Annotated in this window: 14 protein-coding genes; 3 read left to right on the forward strand and 11 right to left on the reverse strand. The window is 72.0% G+C overall.

Annotated elements, in window-relative coordinates:
- Window positions 1-113 precede the first annotated feature (113 nt).
- Together ABZ396_RS21750 and ABZ396_RS21755 are read left to right on the forward strand one after the other, a co-directional pair.
- A complete protein-coding gene (locus ABZ396_RS21750) occupies window positions 114-965 on the forward strand; it encodes a hypothetical protein (protein ID WP_358917902.1) in 852 nt (283 codons plus the stop codon).
- Window positions 966-1,011: 46 nt separating this feature from the next.
- Complete coding sequence (locus ABZ396_RS21755; protein ID WP_358917904.1) at window positions 1,012-1,323, forward strand: hypothetical protein; 312 nt, start codon at window positions 1,012-1,014, stop codon at window positions 1,321-1,323.
- Window positions 1,324-1,384: 61 nt separating this feature from the next.
- Here ABZ396_RS21755 and ABZ396_RS21760 read toward each other — a convergent pair whose 3' ends face one another.
- Genes ABZ396_RS21760 through ABZ396_RS21770 form a run of 3 tightly spaced genes read right to left on the reverse strand, consistent with a single transcriptional unit; the run spans window position 1,385 to window position 7,713 of the window.
- Complete coding sequence (locus tag ABZ396_RS21760; RefSeq protein WP_358917905.1) at window positions 1,385-5,923, reverse strand: FtsK/SpoIIIE domain-containing protein; 4,539 nt, start codon at window positions 5,921-5,923, stop codon at window positions 1,385-1,387.
- Between the two features lie 51 nt (window positions 5,924-5,974).
- Window positions 5,975-7,153 (reverse strand): hypothetical protein, encoded by a 1,179-nt coding sequence (locus ABZ396_RS21765; RefSeq protein WP_358917907.1) that lies wholly within the window; start codon window positions 7,151-7,153, stop codon window positions 5,975-5,977.
- Complete coding sequence (locus ABZ396_RS21770) at window positions 7,150-7,713, reverse strand: sigma-70 family RNA polymerase sigma factor (RefSeq protein WP_358917909.1); 564 nt, start codon at window positions 7,711-7,713, stop codon at window positions 7,150-7,152. Before ABZ396_RS21770 ends, ABZ396_RS21765 begins: the two co-directional genes overlap by 4 nt.
- 395 nt (window positions 7,714-8,108) lie before the next feature.
- Between ABZ396_RS21770 and ABZ396_RS21775 the strand changes: the two genes are divergently transcribed.
- Entirely contained in the window at window positions 8,109-8,948 is an 840-nt protein-coding gene (locus tag ABZ396_RS21775) for an RICIN domain-containing protein (RefSeq protein WP_358917911.1), read from the forward strand.
- A gap of 425 nt (window positions 8,949-9,373) precedes the next feature.
- On the opposite strand, the gene ABZ396_RS21780 is transcribed toward ABZ396_RS21775, so the two are convergent.
- The 8 genes from ABZ396_RS21780 to ABZ396_RS21815 all read right to left on the reverse strand — a co-directional run bounded on the left by ABZ396_RS21780 (window position 9,374) and on the right by ABZ396_RS21815 (window position 20,189).
- Window positions 9,374-10,288 carry a squalene/phytoene synthase family protein gene (locus tag ABZ396_RS21780; protein WP_358917913.1) on the reverse strand — a complete coding sequence of 305 codons (915 nt, stop codon included), beginning with the start codon at window positions 10,286-10,288 and terminating at the stop codon, window positions 9,374-9,376.
- Between the two features lie 53 nt (window positions 10,289-10,341).
- The gene (locus ABZ396_RS21785; protein WP_358917914.1) at window positions 10,342-11,295 is read right to left on the reverse strand and encodes an alpha/beta hydrolase; all 954 of its coding nucleotides are present in this window, start codon (window positions 11,293-11,295) and stop codon (window positions 10,342-10,344) included.
- A gap of 254 nt (window positions 11,296-11,549) precedes the next feature.
- Window positions 11,550-12,563, reverse strand: coding sequence for an SDR family oxidoreductase (locus tag ABZ396_RS21790; protein ID WP_358917915.1), 1,014 nt, complete (start codon window positions 12,561-12,563; stop codon window positions 11,550-11,552).
- 48 nt (window positions 12,564-12,611) lie between these two features.
- Complete coding sequence (locus tag ABZ396_RS21795) at window positions 12,612-13,721, reverse strand: enolase C-terminal domain-like protein (protein WP_358917917.1); 1,110 nt, start codon at window positions 13,719-13,721, stop codon at window positions 12,612-12,614.
- Complete coding sequence (locus ABZ396_RS21800) at window positions 13,718-15,520, reverse strand: thiamine pyrophosphate-requiring protein (RefSeq protein ID WP_358917918.1); 1,803 nt, start codon at window positions 15,518-15,520, stop codon at window positions 13,718-13,720. Before ABZ396_RS21800 ends, ABZ396_RS21795 begins: the two co-directional genes overlap by 4 nt.
- Window positions 15,521-15,550: 30 nt before the next feature.
- On the reverse strand, window positions 15,551-18,604 hold the full coding sequence (locus ABZ396_RS21805; protein ID WP_358917920.1) for an FAD-linked oxidase C-terminal domain-containing protein: 3,054 nt from the start codon (window positions 18,602-18,604) through the stop codon (window positions 15,551-15,553).
- Window positions 18,601-19,212, reverse strand: coding sequence for an isochorismatase family cysteine hydrolase (locus tag ABZ396_RS21810; protein ID WP_358917921.1), 612 nt, complete (start codon window positions 19,210-19,212; stop codon window positions 18,601-18,603). Before ABZ396_RS21810 ends, ABZ396_RS21805 begins: the two co-directional genes overlap by 4 nt.
- A gap of 20 nt (window positions 19,213-19,232) precedes the next feature.
- The gene (locus ABZ396_RS21815; protein ID WP_358917923.1) at window positions 19,233-20,189 is read right to left on the reverse strand and encodes an LLM class F420-dependent oxidoreductase; all 957 of its coding nucleotides are present in this window, start codon (window positions 20,187-20,189) and stop codon (window positions 19,233-19,235) included.
- Window positions 20,190-20,238: the final 49 nt, after the last annotated feature.

Consider the following 20,238-nt stretch of genomic DNA (forward strand, 5'->3'; position numbering starts at 1 on the left):
ACAGTGGCCGCCGCGGTTCACGTGATCTGGGTTACACCCGTGGTTCGCGGTGAACCGGCGGGACGTGTGCGGCGTGGTCCAACTGACCGGAGTCTCGACTGGGAGGCCCACCCATGGCCGATAGCCTGAAAATCGAATACAACGTTCTCAACGACGCCAAACGGGACCTGGAGAGCCTGGCCGGCGACATCGGTCCGCTCCTCGACAACAGCTCGTTCTCCCGGCTGGGCCAGCGGGACTACGACGGATACACCTCCAGTGACGCCCTGGCGGTCCTCGGCGACTCGACCCTGGCCGACGCGCTCGCGAGTTTCTACGACAACGCGAGCAGCACCATGTCCCATGCGGACAAGGGCATCAAGGAGCTGGCGGGCGCGTTCGGTTCGGTGGGCGAGGCGTTCCTGTCCTTCGACTCGGAACTGTCCCAGGGCATGGGTATCACGGGCAGCAACCTGGGCCTGCAGAACTACTTCCGGGACAAGGACCTGTGGGACTACAAGCAGGCCCACCTCGACCAGTGCGTGCCCGGCCCGGACGGCAAGATGCCGGACTTCTGCTCCGCCACCGATCCCGGGAACCCTCCGCTGGACCAGACGATCAACACCGAGCGGGGCAGTGTCCACACCCACCTCACGCTCGACGACCAGCGTCATGTGATCAAGGAGGAGTCCACCGTCACCTATGACGGCAAGACGTACACCTCGGTCACCAACTACTCCAGCGACGGCCTGCACTACACCACCGACACGTCCTACCCGGACGGCTCCACCGTCCACTCGGACACCAATCTCAACCAGGACGGCAGCGGCTCGATGGTCACCACCGGCAGTGGCGGTGACCGTACCGAGTACACCCGGGGCCCAAAGGACGCCAACGGCAACCAGCCGGACTGGCAGAAGGTGGGCGGCGACACCAGTGACGGCGGCGGGGGCAACGACTTCAACTCCACCCCCGCCGCCTGGTGACCGCCCGACAACCGCATCGAGATCGACAGGAACGGACAGGAACCCCATGGCCAGCTACAACGGCATCAACCTCGACTACAGCAAGATCGAGGAGGTCGTGAGCCTGCTGCACGACGCCCACGAGAACCTGCTGCCGGTGCTCAGCAACCTGCGCAACCGGGTCAATACCCTCGTCGACGACGGCATGGTGTTCCAGCAGTCCAGCGAGGTCATCCGGACCACCTACAACAACTTCGACACCAGCCTGCTGGCCGCCGTCAAGGGCATCAACGACTTCTCGGAGATGTTCAACGGCATCAAGGACAACGCGATCCAGTTTGACCAGGGCATCAGCAGCAGCCTGCAGAACAACTCTTAACTCCCGTACGAAAGGGCCTCCCCGGAGTTACCGGGGAGGCCCTTTCGGTCCGCTGTGCGGGTCAGGCCCGCAGGGGCGTGAGCGGCACCTGGACGGCGAGCAGCGTGCCGCCGGGACCGGCCGTCCAGGCCCGGCCCGGATGCGTGGCCGCCCGGACCACACTGGGCTGCAGGCGCAGGCCGACCAGGTCGCCCTCGGACAGGTTCTTCGGCGCCAGCAGCAGCCCGTTCCGGGCCCGCCTGGCGGCGAGCGTCCAGCCGCTCATACCGCTCAGGAAGCCGTCCGCGGAAGCCGCGTAGACCAGTCCGAGGCCCTGGTCGCGACCGGAGACGGCGATCTCCTTGAGGAGCTTGTCCGCTGCCGAGCTGGTGATCAGATCGGCGTCGTCGATCATCACCGCCCGCGGTCCCGGCAGCGCGTCCAGCGCCGCCCGCACGGTGTCGGCCGAGGGGTCGCTCTCGGTGAGCACGGTGGCGGTGGCATGCCGGTCCAGGGCGCGCAGCGGCGACTCGCGCGGAGTGAGCACGACCAGCGAGGTGCCGCCGGCCAGCAGCGACACGGCGATCGAGGCGAGGGTGTTGCTGCGCCCCGACCCGGCCGGGCCGAACACCCCGAACGCCGAGGCGGTGCCGGCCAGGTCCGTGCCGACCGGGCCGCCGTCGTCGCCGCCGACACCGAGCAGCCCCCACAACGGCCGCCGCTCGGCCGCCCGCACCTTCTCGTAGGCCTCGGCGAACTCCACCGAGCGCGGCAGCACGGCGACCTGGAACGGCCGCCGGGCGTCCGGCACCTGGGCGTCCCGCTTGCGGGCGCTCTCACCGATCGAGCGCAGCGCCTCCGCCTGTTCGGTGCCGCCGCCGGCGGCGAGCAGCGCCACCTGGGTCTCGGTGCCGCTGAGCACATGCCAGCCACGGCCGGCCGGGATGTCGGCCGGGATCTTGTTGGGCATCATGCCGACGGCCTGATAGTCGCTGCGGTCGCCCTGGCGCAGCAGCAGCTTGTGGTCGTTGTGCGCGGCCATCCGCCCGCCCAGCAGGGAGCGTTCGGAGGTGGCGACGACATGGATACCGGCGGCGGCACCCTCGCGCATCAGCCGGATGACCTCCTGCAGCAGCTGGCCGTGGTCGTGTTCGTCGAGGATGACCTGCAGCGAGTCCCAGCCGTCGATCAGCAGCATTATGTGCGCCGGGCGTTCGGCCTTCGGCAGCAGCCGGCGCAGCTCCGCGATGCCGGTCGCGCTGTGCGTCTGGGCCAGGTCCTGCCGTTCGGTCAGCTCCCGGTTCAGCCGGCGCAGCATCCGTCCGAGCCGCTCCAGGTCGTGCCGGGAGACCACCCCGCCGCAGTGCGGGAGCGCACCGACGGCGGTGAGGCCGCCGCCGCCCGCGTCGATGCCGTACAGGTGCACGTCGGCGGTGCCCGCCACCCGCGCCGCCGAACCGGCGATGGTCCGCAGCACCTGGGTACGTCCGGAACGCGGTGCGCCGATGATGTACAGATGCCCGAAGGTGCTGAGGTCGGCGACGGCGACCCGGCGCTGCTGGAGCTGCGGGACGTCCTCCAGGGCGTAGGGGATGACCAGGCGGCCGTCACGGGTGGCGCCGAGCTCGTCCAGGTCGTCCAGGACCAGCTGGCGCTGGAGCGGCGGCAGCCAGGGGCTGGGCTGCTGGGTGAAGTCGTCGAGCAGGTCGGCGGCGGAGCGGATCTCCTCGACGAGGACCTGGAGGTCGGTCGGGGCCGGTCCCTGCGGGGACGACGTCGTCACCGTCCGCGTCTCCGCGGGGAGTGCGGCGGGGCGGCCCAGCGCGTCCCAGCCGACGTCCACCGAACGCACGGGCTTGCGGGGGCCGGACTCCGGTTCGGTCGCCGCGGCCGGGGTGTCCCGGGGGCGTTCGGCACCCACCCAGGCGGTCTGGAACGGATCCGCCTGCCGCGGTCCGCGCCGCACCAGGGCCCGGCCGGGCGTGGCGGAGGAGATGTCGACGGCGTCCTTGACGTCGATGATGTCCTGGCTCTCGGTCTGGTCGGTGACCCGCAGCGCGATCCGCAGGTTGGTGTTGGCGCGGATGTCGCCCGTGACCACACCGGCCGGCCGCTGCGTGGCCAGGATCAGATGGATGCCGAGCGAGCGGCCCCGCTGGGCGATGCTGATCAGCCCGGGGACGAAGTCGGGGACTTCCCGGACCAGGGTGGCGAACTCGTCGATGACCAGCAGCAGTCGGGGCAGCGGCGCCAGCGAGGGATCGGCGGCCCGCTTGGCCCGGTACTCCGGATGGTCCTTGGCGTCGGCGGCGGCCAGCACCTGCTCCCGGCGCCGCAGTTCGGCGCCGAGCGACTCGAGCGCCCGCTCCACGAGGTGGGCGTCGAGGTCGGTGACCATGCCGAGGGTGTGCGGCAGGTTGGCGCACTCCTTGAAGGCGCTGCCGCCCTTGTAGTCGACCAGCACGAAGGTGAGTTCGTCGGGCCGGTTGGCGGCGGCCAGGGAGGCCACGAACGTCTGCAGCAGCTCCGACTTGCCCGAACCCGTCGTACCGGCGACCAGGCCGTGCGGCCCGTCCTGCACCAGGTCCAGGGAGAGCGGTCCGTCGAAGCCGGTGCCGATGAGGAAGGAGGTGCTGGCGGGCTCGCTCTGCCAGCGCTCCAACAGGGCCTGCGCGTTGGGCGGTTCCTGTTCCAGCAGGTCCAGGAGACGGACCCGCTGGGGCAGTCCGGCGTCGTGCTCGGGGCTGACGTCACGGATCGGGGCCAGCGCGCGGGCCAGCTGCTCGCACCACTCGGGGGAGACCCGGTCGGCACGGACGGCGGGCAGGTCGGGCGCGCCGGGGCGCTTCACGGTCAGCCGGCCGTCGGCCGCGAGGACCACACCGGTGCTCTCCTCGGGCAGCAGCCGCTCCTGCTCGTCCAGACAGACGCTGAAGATCCGCACCCGCGGACCCTCGGTCAGCACCTGGACCATGCCGGGCACGTCGCGCAGCCGCCGCGCCCCGTCCGCGATCACCAGCACATCGGGGTCGGTGAAGACCACGTCACGGTCGTTGCCGGCCTGCCGGCGGCGCGCCTGCACCTGCGAGACCAGTTCGCTCATCCGGGCGGCGGTGGACTCGGGGTCGTTGCCGATCAGCACCACCGGCCCGCCGGCCGTGCCGGGCTTGAGATGCGGCAGCCAGCGCGTCCACGCCCAGTCCGCCACCCGGTCCGGCTCGGTCAGGACGACGATCCTCAGGTCGCGCGGGCTGTGCAGCACGCCCGCCTGCGCCACCAGCCAGCGCGCCAGCGGCTGCACCTCGGTGGCCGGACCGGCGATGCCCACCACACCGTGCGCGGTGATGTCGACGCCGATCGGCGTGTCGGGGATGTTCCAGCGGATCGAGCGGTGGTTCTCGTCCCGCGCCGGGTCCTCCAGTTCCCGTACCGACGGCTGGTCCACCGTGCCCAGACGCAGCACCAGATGGTCGGGATCGCGCCGGCGCCGCTCCCACAGCCGGCCGCCGGGACCGGTCGCGGTCAGGGCGACGGCCGCCGGGTCCGGGCCGGTCTTGTCCCGCACCCGCCGCTCGCCGACCACCGCGTCCCGGACCTGGTCCTCAAGGACGTCACGGCGCTGTTCATAGGCCCGCTCCGACTCCAGGAACTGCTTGCGGGCCGCACGCCGGCCGGTCGCCCAGTTCGACAGCATCATCATCGGGCTGAGGAACAGGAACACCAGGAAGTAGTACGACTTGAAGATGCTGACCATGAACAGACCGAGGACGATCGGGGAGATCATCATCACGGTCGGGAACGGCCGCTTCTGCGGCGGCGACGGCGGCTGCGGCAGCCGGATCCGCTCGGCGTCCAGGTGCGGGGCGATCCGCGGCGGCCGGTTGTAGTCCACGCCGAAACCGTCGGCGGACGGGGCGACGGCCGCGTCCGCTTCGACCGGCACGCTCATCCTCAGCAGCACCGGACCGACCGTCAGATCCTCACCGGCCGGCCACGGCACGGGGCCTGACCCCACCGGGCGTTCACGCGGCGGCTGGGGGCGGGGCCGGCGCAGCTGGGTGATGGCGTCGTCGGGCGGCGGCGAGGCGAGCCGGGCCCGGACGGTGGCCCCGGGGTCGCCGTCGGTGCGGTGCCAGGCCGCGGAGCCGTCCGCGCCCACCGTCACCCACAGCCCCGACTCGGGCACCCCGTCGGCGGCGTCGAGCCGCAGGGCGCACAGCGGGTCGGTGCCGATCTCGTGGCTGCCCGGCCCGAGCCGCCAGGTGTGCCCGGCGCCGGGCCCGGAGACGATGTGCACCTCGGCGAGGACACCGTCCTGGTCGCTGTCGTCATGGACCCGGACCAGGTCGGCCGGGCGGGTCGGCCCGCCGAGGCCCAGCAGCCCGCCGTCGCGGACCCCGCTGCCGGAGACCGGTGTCGCGGGGTCGAGCCGGTGGCCGTCGGCGTAGAGATTGCGGGTCTGCGGCGCACCGGCCGTGGCCCAGTCCGCGCCGCCGGCGGCGGCCTCGTCCTGGGTCAGGGCCGCGGCGAGATCGCCGACGGTGGCGTTCGAGGGCAGCCGGACCTGGTGGTCGCGGCGCTGTCCGTCCGTGGCGTCCACGGTGGTGATGGTGAGGTTCACGGCTCCCAGCCGGGCGTTCGTTCGTGCGGGATCGGGGGACGGGTACGGCGGTTACGGCGCCGGCGGCGAGCCGGCGGAGACACCGGCCGCACCGGAGGTGCTCGGTTCCGCGAAGTCGTCGTCGCTCTCGACCGCCGCGGCCGGAACCGGTACGGGCGCGGGCGCGGCGGCGGGCTCGGGGACCGGCCGGGTCGCCGACACACCGGTCGGCTCGGTGACCGGCGCCGCGCCGGCGTCGAGGTTCGGCTCGTCCGGCAGCAGGTCGGGATCGGCGGCGGAGGTGACGTCCGCAGGACGCGTGACCTCCTCGTCCGGGCGGTCGGGGCACGGCGGCAGGGCGGACAGCGTCCGGGCCACGGCCCGCGACAGCGGCAGTACGTCGACCCGGGCGGCGGCGGGTGCGCCGTGCACCCTGAGCAGCGAGTCCGGCGCGATCTCCAGCAGCCGGGTCCGGCCCCGGGCCACGCCCAGACTCAGCAGTCGCAGACCGGACGGCAGCGGCCGCTCCAGCGGGTCGGCGCACACCGCGACCTCGATGCCGGGCTGCCCGACGGCGGCGGCGGCCGGCGCCCCCGGATGCCGGGGGTGCACCCCGGCGGCGATGGCCACCCGGCCCTCGGGCAGCCGGGCGTCCAGCTGGGCGGCGAGTGCCTGGAGCACGGCGCGGGCCGTACGGGCGGCGCGCGGCGGGCCGTACACGGACAGCGCGGGTGGGCCGGAGCGCACGTCGAGCAGCACGGCGTGCCCCATGTCGTGCCCCACGCACACCAGCAGGGGTACGGCCGAGCCCTCCGCCTCGTCCGTCAGGTCGGCGCGGTCGATCCACCACAGACGCGGGTCCGTCTCGTCGGCCGCCCAGGGCTCCGGCGGCTCGCGCAGCGCGTCGCCGTCCGCCGCGACCAGCACGGCCATCCACTCGGGCCCGGCCAGCACGCCGTAGGGACGGACCCCGGGGCGGACGGACGCGGCCAGGGCCGTGGCCCGCTCGGCGTCGGCCCACACGGCCGGGTCGCGCAGCAGCCGGACCAGCAGGCGCAGTCCGCGCCGGTAGCGCAGTTCGGAGCGCACCGGACCGGTGAACGCCCGCACGGTGAGAGTGATCTCACGCCCGAGCCGGCGCCACAGGGCCTTCCAGCCGCCGCCCCGCCGCACCAGCCAGTGCGTGACGGTGAGGACGAGGACCAGGACGCCGACGAGGCCGAGCAGGGTGGTGATGGTGTCGGAGGTCATCGCGTCCCTCCCCGGAGTTTCTCGGCGCCGGCCGGGTGGCAGCCGTGGGATTCGAGGGTGGCGCGCAGTGCGCGGACACCGTGATGGGTACGGGACTTGACCGTGCCCAGGGGCAGCCCGAGCTGGCGGGCCACGTCGTCGCCCGCCTGTCCCAGCAGATGGACACGGGCGACGGCTTCGCGGTGTGCGGGAGCCAGCGTGCGCAGCCCGGAGACGAGCACCCTGCGGTCACTGACCTGTTCGGCGTGGTCGGGCACCGGCGCCGGCATGGCACTGCCGAAGTCCGCCGCCGTGACCCCCACCGGAACGGTCCGGTCCCGGCGCCGGCCGTCGACCACGAGATTGCGGGCCACCCGGAACAGCCACATACGGATGGGCCGGTCCTGCCAGTCCAGCCGGCCGGCCGACTGCCAGGCCCGCAACAGGGTTTCCTGGACGACGTCCTCCGCGCCATGGGGGTCGCGCCCCATCATGCCGGTCACGAAGCGGCGCAGGCTGTCGCGCTCCGCGAGAAGGAGGCCGAGCGTCCGGTCCGCGCCGTCGGCGCGCTCATGGTCCATGAGGCTCAATGCCTCCGCCTTCCGGTGTCGGTGTTGCTGTTGTGCAGTCTTGCTGTGTTGCTCCGTGTCACTGTGAAATGCTTCAGACGCGAACGCTAGCGCGAATAACGCCAGTTCCCGAAGCCGTCACTGCAGCGGACTCCAACAAATCGGTCATAGGCAACTCCTCGCAGGTGTACGGAAGGTGACGTTCGGAGGGATCTTGGTGGACGGGCGGGCGGATCGGTGCCGTGCCGCGGTTACTGTTCCTGTGTCCCGCTCGTTCCGGGCGTTCCGAGACCTTTACGAGACCTTCAGGAGACGACGTGCCGCCCCTTCGTAAACCCCGGCCCTCAGCGCAACGGCCCGGCGCTCCGGCGGGACGTTTCAGCGATACCTTCGCCAGCCGTCCCGCCGTGCCCCGCCGCGGGCTGGTGCCGGGGGTGCGGGTGTGGGCGACCGTCGGCGCGGCGGCCGGACTGACCGTCGTCGCGGCACTGGCCGTACCACTGTTGAGTCACGTCGACCTCTTCCCGGCCCCGGACACCACGCCGGCCGCGGTGGTGGCGGCGGGGGAGCCGACCACGCTGTCCAGCGCCTCGCAGTCCCCGTCTCCGTCCTCGTCACCGACGCCGTCGCACAACCCCTCCCACAAGTCCGCCAAGACCACCTCCGGTGGCTCCGGGTCCGGGGGCGGCACGGGCAGCGGCTCGACCGGGCAGCAGTCCGGCGGCGGCTCCGTCAGCTCCGGTTCGAACTCTGGCTCCACCTCGTCCGGTTCGAAGTCGAGCGGCTCCAAGTCCTCGTCGAGCGGGACGTCGTCCTCCGGGAAGTCCTCGTCGAGCAGCGGCGGTACCACCAAGCCCCCCACCGTCCCGGGCGTGCGGCTGATCGGCACCGGATCGGGCCGCTGCATCGACGTCACCAACGCGGGCGGGGACGGCACCAGGCTGCAGATCCTGGACTGCTCGGGCGCGGCCAAGCAGAAGTGGGTCTTCCAGTCGGACGGCACCATCCGCTCGCTCGGCCTGTGCATGGACCTGGCCTGGGGCAACTCCGCCAACGGCACCGCGGTCCAGGTCGCCAACTGCAGCGGCAACCGCGCCCAGCTGTTCTACCTCAGCTCGGCCGGCGACCTGGTCAGCGCCCTGGCCGACAAGTGCGTGGACGTCCCCGACAACGGCACCGGCAACGGCACCAAGCTCCAGCTGTGGACCTGCTCCGGCACCGCCAACCAGAAGTGGCACAAGGGCTGACCGGTCCGGGGTCCTCGTTCACCGGCCCTTTCCGGTGAGGGAGCCGAGGTCGACCCCGTCGGCCATGGCCTGCGGCCCCGCGTCGCCGAAGTGCGGCTGGTCGCCGGCGTCGTAGGTCGGCAGGATCCGGCCGGGGGCGGCGGGCCGCGGACGACGGCGTCGAAGGCGACGACCGCGTCGAAGACGCCGCCGTACCGGATCAGGCTGTTGACGGACCGCCGTACCGCCTCGCGTGCCGCGGCCGGCCGCCGTCGCCGTCGTACGGCGTGCTCGCGGCGCCGGTCACGCTGATGCAGTGGGCGTGCGCGCGGGCCGCGATCTCGCGGTACGCGGCCTCGAAGGCGGCCGGATCGGTCTGGCGGGGCTGCCCTCGATGTCGTTGACGCCCTCCATGACGACCAGTGCGCGCACCCCGCTGGTCAATGTCAACACTGAGCACGCACCGCCCTGCGGCGGGCACCGAGCACCAGCTTGAGGGTGCCCGCCGTGGACGGTGATACCGAGCCGCGCAGGACGTCCGTGCCGGGCGCGAGCACGGCCTCGGCGGTGAGCAGTTCGATCCCGATCAGCGTCTCCACCAGCGGGCGGTGGGCGGCCGGGAGCAGCTCGAGCAGTTCCCGGGCGCACCGCAAGTCGGCGCGGGCAGCCTCGACCTCGTGTTCCACGAGTGAGCGCAGACCGGGCGACGCCCGGCCCGCCGTGAGGTCCTCCGCGGTGACGGAGAAGCGCTTCAGGGTCTCCGCGGGGATGCCCGGCCGGCCCTCTCGCAGGTCCTCGGCCAGGTCGTTGACGAAGTCCAGCCGTTGGCTGCCGTCGATGAGCCTGCGGCAGCCGGCCAGGAACCGTCCGCCGGGATCGGTCTCGGGGCCCAGCAGCGCGCCTATCAGCAGGAAGGCCGGCATCGAGTAGGCGTCCAGGTAGTCCTGGTAGTCGGCCTCGGTCGCGAACCCGGTGAACTCCAGTTCGGCGGTCGCGGTGGCCAGATAGGCCTCCACGACCTCCCGGTGCCGGGGGTACGCGGTGACCGTGTGCAGGAGGGTACGGACCAGGGGATCGTCACTGGTCCCCGTCTCCAGCCCGGTGCGCACCCGCTGCTCCCAGCCGGCCCAGGCCTGCGCACGCTGCGACTCGGGACCGCTGTCCAGCAGGTCGTCCCCGTGGTGCATGACGGCCGTCGCGCCCACCACGTGGGGCTGCACCGCGGGCGGCAGCAGCATCCGGCAGGCCAGATAGGCGCTCCGGCGATACCGCCGGACCGTACGCCGTTGGGTGCTGTAGTCCCGCCGCAGCTCCGGTTCCCGGATCCCGGCCGCGGTCAGGCTCTGACTCCACGCGCTCACGAGGAGATCGTAGAGGTACGCGCGAACCACCGGGCCCGACCGCGGAAGTGGGCTCAGGAAAGGGACTTGAGGAAGTCGACGAGCGCCCCGTTCACCTCGTCCGGGCGCTCCTGCTGGGTCCAGTGCCCGCAACCCGCCAACTTGAGGGGCTCGCGCACCAGGTTGGGCATCAGGGCGGGGAGCCGCTCGATGAGTTCGGGCGTGCCGGGGAACGCCGGTACCACGTCACGGTCGCCGTAGACGTACAGCGCAGGCGGGGTGACGACGGCACCCTGCCAGGGAGCCGTCAGTTCCCAGTTGCGATCGAGGTTGCGGTACCAGTTGAGCGCCCCGGTGAAACCCTGGGAGAAGCTCTCGGTGAGAGCGTCCAGATCCTCCTCGGTGAGCCACTCCGGCAGCTCCTCGGGATCCGGCATGTCGGCGAGCCAGCCGCGCTCGGGATCCACCAGGGGCTGCGCGACCGCACCACCGTCACCGGCGGCCGAGGAGAAGAACTTGCGCAGCGTGGTGCGCGGGTCGCGGGCGAACTCGGCGTCGGCGACACCCGGCAGGTTGAAGTAGTTCCAGTAGAAGCGGCCACCGAACATCTCGTTCATGGCCTGGAGCGGAGGCTTCGTCCCCCGGAACGGCGGCGGCACGCTCAGCCCGGCCACCCCGCGCACCAGGTCCGGCCGGAACAGCGCGGTGTGCCAGGCCACCGGCGCACCCCAGTCGTGCCCGACGACGAACGCCTTCTCCTCGCCCAACTCCCGGATCAGCCCGACCACATCGCCGACCAGGTGGAAGATGCTGTACGCGTCGACGTCCTCGGGGTGGTCGCTGCTGCCGTAGCCCCGCTGGTCGGGGGCGACCACATGGAAGCCGGCCTCGGCCAGCGGGCCGAACTGGTGCTGCCAGGAGTGCCATGACTCGGGGAAGCCGTGCAGCAGCACCACCAGCGGGCCGGAACCCTCCTCGGCGATGTGCAGCCGGATCCCGTTCACGTCGATCAATCGATGCTGAACCATGTGCACGAGCGTACGCGCAACGATCTTTGGCCACCGTGCCCGGTGCTCCGGCCGGCGCGAGTTCAGGACGCTCTGTCGAGCGCGGTGGCGGTGGTGTCGGAGGCGTGCGTGACCTCCCGCTCGATGCCGGTGGCGAGCAGCAGCGGCAGGGCGGGGCCGCCGTCGCGGAGCGCGAAGGCGCCGACCGACCCGCTGTGACCTGCCCCCCCCGGGCGGGACCCGCTAACCGACGGTGACCGCCGCCCCTGCCCGCCCTACCCGCTTCTGCCGGCCAGCAGTCGGCGGATGCCGCCGGCGGCCGCGACGGTCAGAGCCGTCGTGGTCACGGCCGTCGCCGCGGGGTGGCGGGCCAGGGCGGCCTGCACGGAGTGCGCGTGGGACCGCTCGTCGAACTCGCCGTGGGCTCCGTGGTCGCTGCCGGGCACCGCGTCGGCCGGGGCATACAGGTTGCCGGGGCCGGCCGGCACGGGAGTGCTCGTCTGCTGGGAACCGAATCCGGTGCGCGCCAGGTAGCGGTCGAGGAGGGCGGGGGCGAGCCGGTTGGCCCAGATCGTCGCAGCGGTGGTGGCCCCGACGTAGCTCTGCTTGCGCCGGGGGTGGTCCGCCGCGTGTACGACACCCCGTGCGGCCACCTCGGGCTGGTAGATCGGCGGCACCGGCTGTGGATGCCGGGGGAGCCGGGAGCGGACCCAGGAGAACTGGGGGGTGTTGACCGCGGGCATCTGCGCGACGGTGATGTGCACGTTGCTGCCCTGGTGCAGCAGTTCGAGGCGTACGGACGAGGTGAAGCCGTTGATGGCGTGCTTGGCCCCGCAGTAGGCCGACTGGAGCGGGATGGCCCGCTCGCCGAGCGCCGAGCCGACCTGCACGATGGTGCCCCGGTCCCGCGGAAGCATCCGGGCGAGGGCGGCCCGGGTGCCGTTGACGAAGCCGAGATACGTCACCTCGGTCACCCGCCGGTACTCCTCCGGGGTGATCTCGGTGAAGGGCGCGAACACGCTGGTGAAGGCGCAGTTGATCCAGACGTCGATGGGCCCGAGGTGCCGTTCGACGGCATCGGCGGCGGCCTCCACCTGGTCGGGGTCGGCGGTGTCGGCCTGCTGGATCAGCGGGTGGCCCCCGAGTTCCGAGACCTCCCGCGCCGCTGCTTCCAGCCCGGCCTCGCCCCGCGCGAGGAGGGCGACGCGCGCGCCGCGCTGGGCGTACAGGCGCGCCGTGGCACGGCCGATGCCGGCGCTGGCACCGGTGATGACGACGACTTGCGACATGGTCGTTTCCCTAGGGGTTTCGAGGGTCCTGGTGGTCCTGATGGGTGGTCAGCGGATGCGGAAGGAGCGGGCCCGCTCGGCGTCGAGGCGCAGACCCAGACCGGGCTCCCCGCCACCGCGCACGGCCAGGGAGCCTCCGCGCTGGGCGGGTCCGCCGTCGAAGAGCAGGCGCTCGATGCGGACGTGGTCGTGGAACCACTCCAGATGCCGCAGATTCGGCACCGAAGCCGCCACGTGCGCGTGGGCGTACGGTGCGCAGTGCCCCGAGATCTCCAGCCCATGGCTCAGCGCCAGTGCCGCGACCCGCAGCCACACGGTGATCCCACCGCACCGGGTGACATCCGCCTGGAGACAGTCGACGGCACCGGCGCCGAGCAACTGCCGGAAGTACGGCAGCGTGTAGCCGTACTCCCCGGCCGTGACATCGGCCAGGACCCGGCCGCGGACGCTCGCGAGGGCGTCGAGGTGGTCGGAGGAGACCGGCTCCTCGAACCAGGCCACTCCCTCCCCGTCGAGCCCGGCCGCCACCCGCACCGCCTGCTTCGCGCCGTAACCGCCGTTGGCGTCCACGTACAACTCGGCCGCGTCACCGACGCTCTCGCGGGCCCGGGCCACCCGCGCCAGGTCGCGTGCCTCACAACTCCCCCAGGACTCCCCGATCTTGATCTTCACGCGGGGAATCCCCTCCTCGGCCACCCAGCCGCGCAGTTGCCGGTCCTGACGCTCCTCGTCGTACGTCGTGAAACCGCCGCTTGCGTACACGGGCACCTCGTCACGGGCCGCACCGAGCAGGTCCACGAGCGGGAGCCCGAGCAGCCGCGCCTTGGCGTCCCAGAGCGCGATGTCGACGGCGGAGATCGCCTCGGCGGCGATCCCCGGCAGACCGGCGTTGCGTACGGTGCGCTGCATGGCCTCGTTGGCGCGCGGTACGTCGAGGGCCGGGATACCGGTGACGACAGCGGCGAGCAGATCGTCGACGACCCGCGCGGCCGCCGGCGGGGCGTAGGTGTAGCCCAGCCCGGTGACCTCGCCGCAGCGGACGGTGGCCAGGACGAGCGTGGTGCTGTCCCAGGCCAGGGTGCCGTCCGCCTCCGGCGCGTCCGTCGGGACGGTGTAGACCGCGCTGTCCACCCGTTCGACGGCCGGCAGGTCGCTCACCGTCGCCCCGTGTCGTGACGGTGCGGCAGGAACTCCTGCACCTTGGCCTTGAAGCCCTGCCGGACCATCGCCACCCGGTCGCTGTCGCCCTTGAGCACGGCGGCCGCCGCGGCCTCGATCTGGTCGAGGGTGGCGTGCGGCGGGATCGGGGGTACGGCGGGGTCGGTCACGAAGTCGAGCACGCACGGCCGGTCGGCGGCGAGGGCGGCCTCCCAGGCGCCCGTCACCCCGTCCGGTGTCTCGATCCGCATGCCGGTCAGGCCGAGGGAGCGGGCGAAGTCGGCGTACCGGACGTCCGGGAGGGACTGCGAGGGCAGGAACTGCGGTGCGCCTTCCATCGCGCGCATCTCCCAGGTCACCTGGTTCAGGTCCCGGTTGTTGAAGACGGCGACGATCAGCCGCGGATCCTCCCATTCCTGCCAGTACTTGGCGATGGTGATGAGCTCGGCCATGCCGTTCATCTGCATCGCCCCGTCGCCGACCAGGGCGATCGCAGGCCGGTCGCCGTGCGCGAACTTGGCGCCGATGGCGTACGGCACGCCCGGCCCCATGGTGGCCAGCGTCCCCGACAGCGAGCCCCGCATCGCCCCGCGCAGTTTCAGGTGCCGGGCATACCAGTTGGCCGCCGAGCCCGAGTCGGCGGAGAGGATGACGTTGTCCGGGAGCAGCCCGTTGAGGGCGTGGGCGACGTACTCCGGGTTGATCGGATCGGCCTCGACCTCGGCCCGCCGCTGCATCACCTCCCACCAGTCCCTGACGTTGTTCTCGATCTTTGTCCGCCAGGAGGGGTCCTCCATCTGGTCCAGCAGCGGCAGCAGCCGGCGCAGCGTCCGGGCGGCGTCTCCGACCAGGTTGACCTCGAAGGGGTAGCGCAGTCCGACCATGTGCGGATCGATGTCCACCTGCACGGCCCGCGCCTTGCCGAACGCCGGCAGGAACTGCGTGTAGGGGAAGGACGAGCCGATGACGAGCAGCGTGTCGCAGTCACGCATCATCTCGTACGACGGCCGGGTGCCGAGCAGCCCGATCGCGCCGGTGACGTACGGCAGGTCGTCGGGGAGGGCGTCCTTGCCCAGCAGCGCCTTGGCGACCCCGGCGCCGAGCCGGTCGGCGACCTGCTTGACCTCCGCCCGGGCGCCGCGCGCGCCCTGACCGATCAGGATGGCCGTCTTGCCGCCGGAGTTGAGCACATCGGCGGCCCGCTGCAGGTCACCGTCGTCCGGCACCGGCGCGTAGTGCGGCATGCCAAGGCTGGACGGCACCATCTTGAAGGCGTGCTCGGGCGGCGAGTAGTCCAGCTCCTGGACGTCGGCCGGGACGATCACGGCGGTCACCGAACGGCGTGCCATGGCGGTGCGCATCGCCCGGTCGAGCACGTTGGGGAGCTGCTCGGGGACGGTGACCATCTCGCAGAAGTCCGAGGCGACGTCCTTGTACAGCGTCAGCAGGTCGACCTCCTGCTGGTACGAACCGCCCATGGCACTGCGGTTGGTCTGCCCGACGATCGCCACCACCGGCACATGGTCGAGCTTGGCGTCGTACAGGCCGTTGAGGAGATGGATGGCGCCGGGCCCGGAGGTGGCGGCGCAGACGCCGACCCGGCCGGAGAACTTCGCGTAGCCGACGGCCTCGAAGGCGGACATCTCCTCGTGACGGGACTGGATGAAGCGGGGGTTGTTCTCCGCTCGTCCCCAGGCCGCGAGCAGACCGTTGATACCGTCGCCCGGGTAGGCGAAGACACGCTCCACGTCCCACTCGCGCAGCCGCTGGAGGATGTAGTCGGAGACCTTCGTCGACATGTTGGACCCTTTCCTGACGTGATGGGTGACTTACGGGCGGCGCAGATGCCGTACGGCGCGCAGGGCGGCCGCGGCCGTCACCGTCCCGGCGACGGCGGTGGTCGCCCACCGGGCCGTGCCGGAGGGCCCGGCGGGCCGACGGGCGAGCCGTTCGGGCCGGTCGCTCGGCAGCGGGCCGTCGAGTGCGAGGGCCAGCGCCTCCGCGAGATGCAGGGCCCGGCGCCCGGTGCCGCCCTGCTCGATCTGGGTGCGGCAGCTGAAGCCGTCGGCCAGCACCAGGCTGTCGGGGGCCGCCGAGCGGACGGCGGGCAGTACCCCCAACTCTCCGACGGCCATGGAGACTTCGTGGTGTCCGCGCTCGAAGCCGAAGTTGCCGGCCAGACCGCAGCAGCCCTCGTCGAGGACGTCCGCGTCGAGACGGGCGCGGCTCATGAGTTCACGGTCTGCGTCGAACTTCATGATCGCGTGCTGGTGGCAGTGGGTCTGTACGGTCGCCTGCCGGGCGAGGAAGGGCGGCTGCCAGCCGGCGGGCGCGTGCTGCACGAGCTGTTCGGCGAAGGTGCGTGTCCGCCCCGCCAGCCGCTGCACGTCCTGGTCGTCCGGCAGCAGCTCCGGGGCGTCGGACCGGAAGACGGCGGTGCAGGAGGGTTCCAGACCGATGACCGGGGTGCCCGCCTCCAGATAGGGGCGCATGACCTGGAGAGTGCGGCGCAGCACCCTCTTCGCCGTGGCCAGTTGACCCGTGGAGATCCACGTCAGACCGCAGCACACGGGTGAGTCGGGCACGGCGACCCGGAACCCGGCGTCCTCCAGGACCCGGACGGCCGACATCGCGATGGCGGGGTGGAAGTGGTTGCTGAAGGTGTCCGGCCACAGGACCACGGTCGCCGGATCGGCCGGGTCCGGCTCGGCGGTGCCGAGGGCGCGCCACCACCGTACGAAGGACCGCTCGGCGAAGACCGGGGCCCGCCTGGCCGCATCCACCCCGGCGAACCGCTTCCCGAACCGGCCGAGCACCGGCGCCTGCAGCGCGCTGTTCGCCAGCCCCGGCGCGTGCTCGGCCAGGTGGGCCCAGACGGGCAGCCAGCCCATCGAGTAGTGGGCGGCCGGACGCGGCCGGCCCGCGTAGTGGTGGGCGAGGAACTCGGCCTTGTACGTGGCCATGTCCACGCCCGTCGGGCAGTCCGACTTGCAGCCCTTGCAGGCCAGACACAGATCCAGGGCGTCCCGCACCTCGGCCGACCGCCAGCCGTCCTTGACCGCCGAGTCGGGATGCCCGTCGAGCATCTCGAACAGCAGCCGCGCCCGCCCGCGTGTCGAGTGCTCCTCCTCCCTGGTGGCCCGGTACGAGGGGCACATCACGTCGCCGTGCAGGCCCCGGCAGTTGCCGATGCCGACGCAGCGCAGCACCGCCTGGGTGAAGGACCGGTCGTCCTCCGGATAACCGAAGTGGGTGTCATGGCCGGCCGGCCGCCAGGCCGCCCCGAGGCGCAACTGCCCGTCCACCGGATTCGGGTCGACCACCTTGCCCGGGTTCATGCGCTTGCCCGGGTCGAACAGCGCCTTCAGCTCGCCGAAGGCACCGACCAGCCGCTCCCCGAACATCCGCGTCAGCAGCTCGCCCCGGGCCTGCCCGTCCCCGTGCTCGCCCGACAGCGAACCACCGTAGGAGACCACGAGGTCGGCGGCCCGCTCCAGGAACCGCCGGAAGTCCGCCACCCCGTCCGCCGTCTTCATCCCGAACGGGATCCGGGTATGCACACAGCCCTGCCCGAAGTGCCCGTACAGCGAGGGGTGGTCGTAGCCGAACTCCTCGAACAGCCTTTTGAGATCCCGTAGATAACCGCCCAGCCTCTCGGGCGGTACCGCCGAGTCCTCCCAGCCCTCCCAGGTCTCCCGGTCGTCCGGCGGCCGCGCGGTCACCCCGAGCCCGGCCTCCCTGGCCCGGAGCATCCTCCGCTCGCGCCGCGGGTCGTCGGAGAACGCGACCGAGGGGTCCTCCTCGGACCGGCCGATCGCCTTCAGCAGGGCGTGCGCCTGCTCGTCGACGTCGTCCTGGGCGTCCCCGATGAACTGCACCAGCAGCCAGCTGTCCGCCTCCGGCAGGGCGCGCAGCGAGTCCAGGTAGGCGTGCTCCTCGCGCATCAGCTGCGCCATCCGCCCGTCGAGCGCCTCCAGCTGACCGGGGGAGCAGTGCTCCAGCAGGTGGGGCACGTCGTCGGCGGCCCGGCAGATGTCGTCGTACCCGAGCACCAGCAGCGACTCGTACGGCGGCACGGGGACCAGGTCCAGCTCGGCGTGCAGGACGGTCACCAGCGTGCCCTCGCTGCCCACCAGGGCCTTCGCCACGTCGAGGCCGTTCTCTGGGAGCAGCGAGTCGAGGTTGTAGCCGGAGACCCGGCGCGGGATCTTCGGGAAACCGCGCCGGATGTCCGCCAGATACTCGGCGACGACACGGTCGAGACCGTCGTACAGCTCGGCCCGCCGGCCGCCCCCTGCGGCGATCCGCTCCCGCTCGGCCCGCGAGGTGGGCCCCACCCACATCCGCAGTCCGTCGTACGTCAGCACTTCGAGCCGGCGTACGTTGTCGACCGTCTTCCCGTACGCCTGCGCGGACGCCCCGCACGAGTTGTTGCCGATCATGCCGCCCAGCGCGCAGTGGCTGTGCGTCGACGGCTTCGGGCCGAACTGGAGGTGATGGCGGGCGAGCCGGCGGTCGAGTTCGTCCAGGACGATGCCCGGCTCCACCACACACGTGCGGGCGTCGGCGTCCACGGAGACCAGCGCGTCACAGTGCTTGCTCCAGTCGATCACCACGGCCGCGTTCGTGGTCTGCCCGGCGAGGCTCGTGCCGCCGCCGCGGGACAGCACCGGGACGTCGAAGCGCGCGCACAGCTCAACCGCGCGCGCACCGGCCTCGACCGTGCGGGGCACGACCACGCCCAGGGGGACCTGCCGGTAGTTGGAACCGTCCGTGGAGTAGGCACCCCGGCTGCCGGGATCGAAGCGGACCTCGGCGTCGGTCCCGGCGCGCAGGGCCGTGACCAGGCCGTCGAGGGGCTCTCCAGGGACGCTTGTGCTCATGGCCGGCCTCCGGGCTGGTGCGCGGTTCCCTCCGTTACGGGCCATCGGGTACCCCGGAAGTCGACTTCCTTCGCCCCGACGATGCGGGCGCCCATGTTGCGCTCCATCATTTCCAGTGCGGCGGCCGCCAGATGGGGGTGGATCGCGGCGACCGCGTCCTGCGGCACCGTGACGTCCAGGTGGCGGATGTGCGCGTCCAGGGCGGAGTACAGGACGCACTGCTCGGTGACCTGACCGCTCAACACCACTGTCCCCACGCCGAGTTTCCACAGCAGATACGACAGGGGCGTCTCGTAGAAGATCGAGTGCCGGGCCTTGACCACGAAGAGGGATTCCTCGTCCGGCTTGATCGGCTCGACCAGGTGGGCGTGCGGGCGGGACAGCGCGGTCTCGACCAGTTCACCGTGGTGGGAGCGCCAGCGCCCGAAGTTGTCGTTGGCGTAGATCACCGGTATGCCCGCCTCCCGGGCCCGGCCGATCAGCTCCGCCAGAACGGGCACGACCCGCTCGGCGGCGGGCAGCAGCAACTCGGCGTCCTCGTGGTCGTAGGTGTTGATCATGTCGATCACGACGAGCGCGCTGCCGTCGGTCTGTCCCTGCCCGGACATGGCGTTCACCACCTCTGTGCTCAGCCCCGCAGCCGCGGCAGGACCTTGGTGCGGTAGAAGTCGAAGAACCCCTGCTGGTCCTTGCCGATCTGGTTGACGTACACGGTGTCGAACCCGGCGTCGACGAACGCCGACAGCGCCTCCGCGTGCACGTCGGGGTCGTCGCCGCACGGCACGGACCGGGCCACCTGCTCCTCGGTGACCAGCTGTGACGCCTGCTCGAAGTGGCTCGGGGTGGGCAGCACCTGCGGGAGTTCGCCGGGCAGTTGGTCATTGGCCCACAGCCGGTGCGCGGTGCGGACGGCCTCCCGCTCGTCGGTTCCCCAGCACACCTTGAGGCCGCCGTAGACCGGCTTGGCGCCGCCGCCCCCGCGCCGGAAGCGCTCCACCATGGACTCCTCGGGCATCATCGTGATCAGCCCGTCGCCGATGCGCGCGGCGACCTCGGCGGCCTGCGGGCCGAAGGCCGAGACGTCGATCGGCACCGGCTCCTCGGGCACCGTGTACAGACGGGCGTTCTCCACCGTGTAGTGCTTGCCGTGATGGCTGATCTGCTCCCCGGTGAACAGCCGCCGGATGATCTGGAGGGCCTCTTCCAGCATCTCCAGCCGTACCGGCGCCTCGGGCCAGACGGTCCCGAGGATGTGCTCGTTCAGCGCCTCACCGGTGCCCACGCCCAGCCGGAACCGCCCACCCAGCTGTACCGCGCTGGTCGCCGCGGCCTGGGCGATCACGGCGGGGTGGGTGCGCACCAGCGGGCAGGTCACCGCCGTCTCCACGGGCAGCGAGACCGCCTGGGACAGGGCGCCGATCACCGACCACACGAATGGGCTCTGGCCCTGGGCGTCGTGCCAGGGATGATAATGATCAGATATCCACAGCGACTCGAAACCGGCCTGCTCGGCCATCCGCGCCTGGTCGACGAGTTCCGCCGGGGTGTGCTCCTCACAAGACAGGAAGTATCCGAAGCCCGCCATGTTCTCTCCTGAACCACGTGTGTGACTGGGGTCCGCTGCCGAGTACCCG

The organism is Streptomyces sp. NPDC005866, assembly GCF_040629895.1.
In the GTDB taxonomy this organism is placed as follows: domain Bacteria; phylum Actinomycetota; class Actinomycetes; order Streptomycetales; family Streptomycetaceae; genus Streptomyces.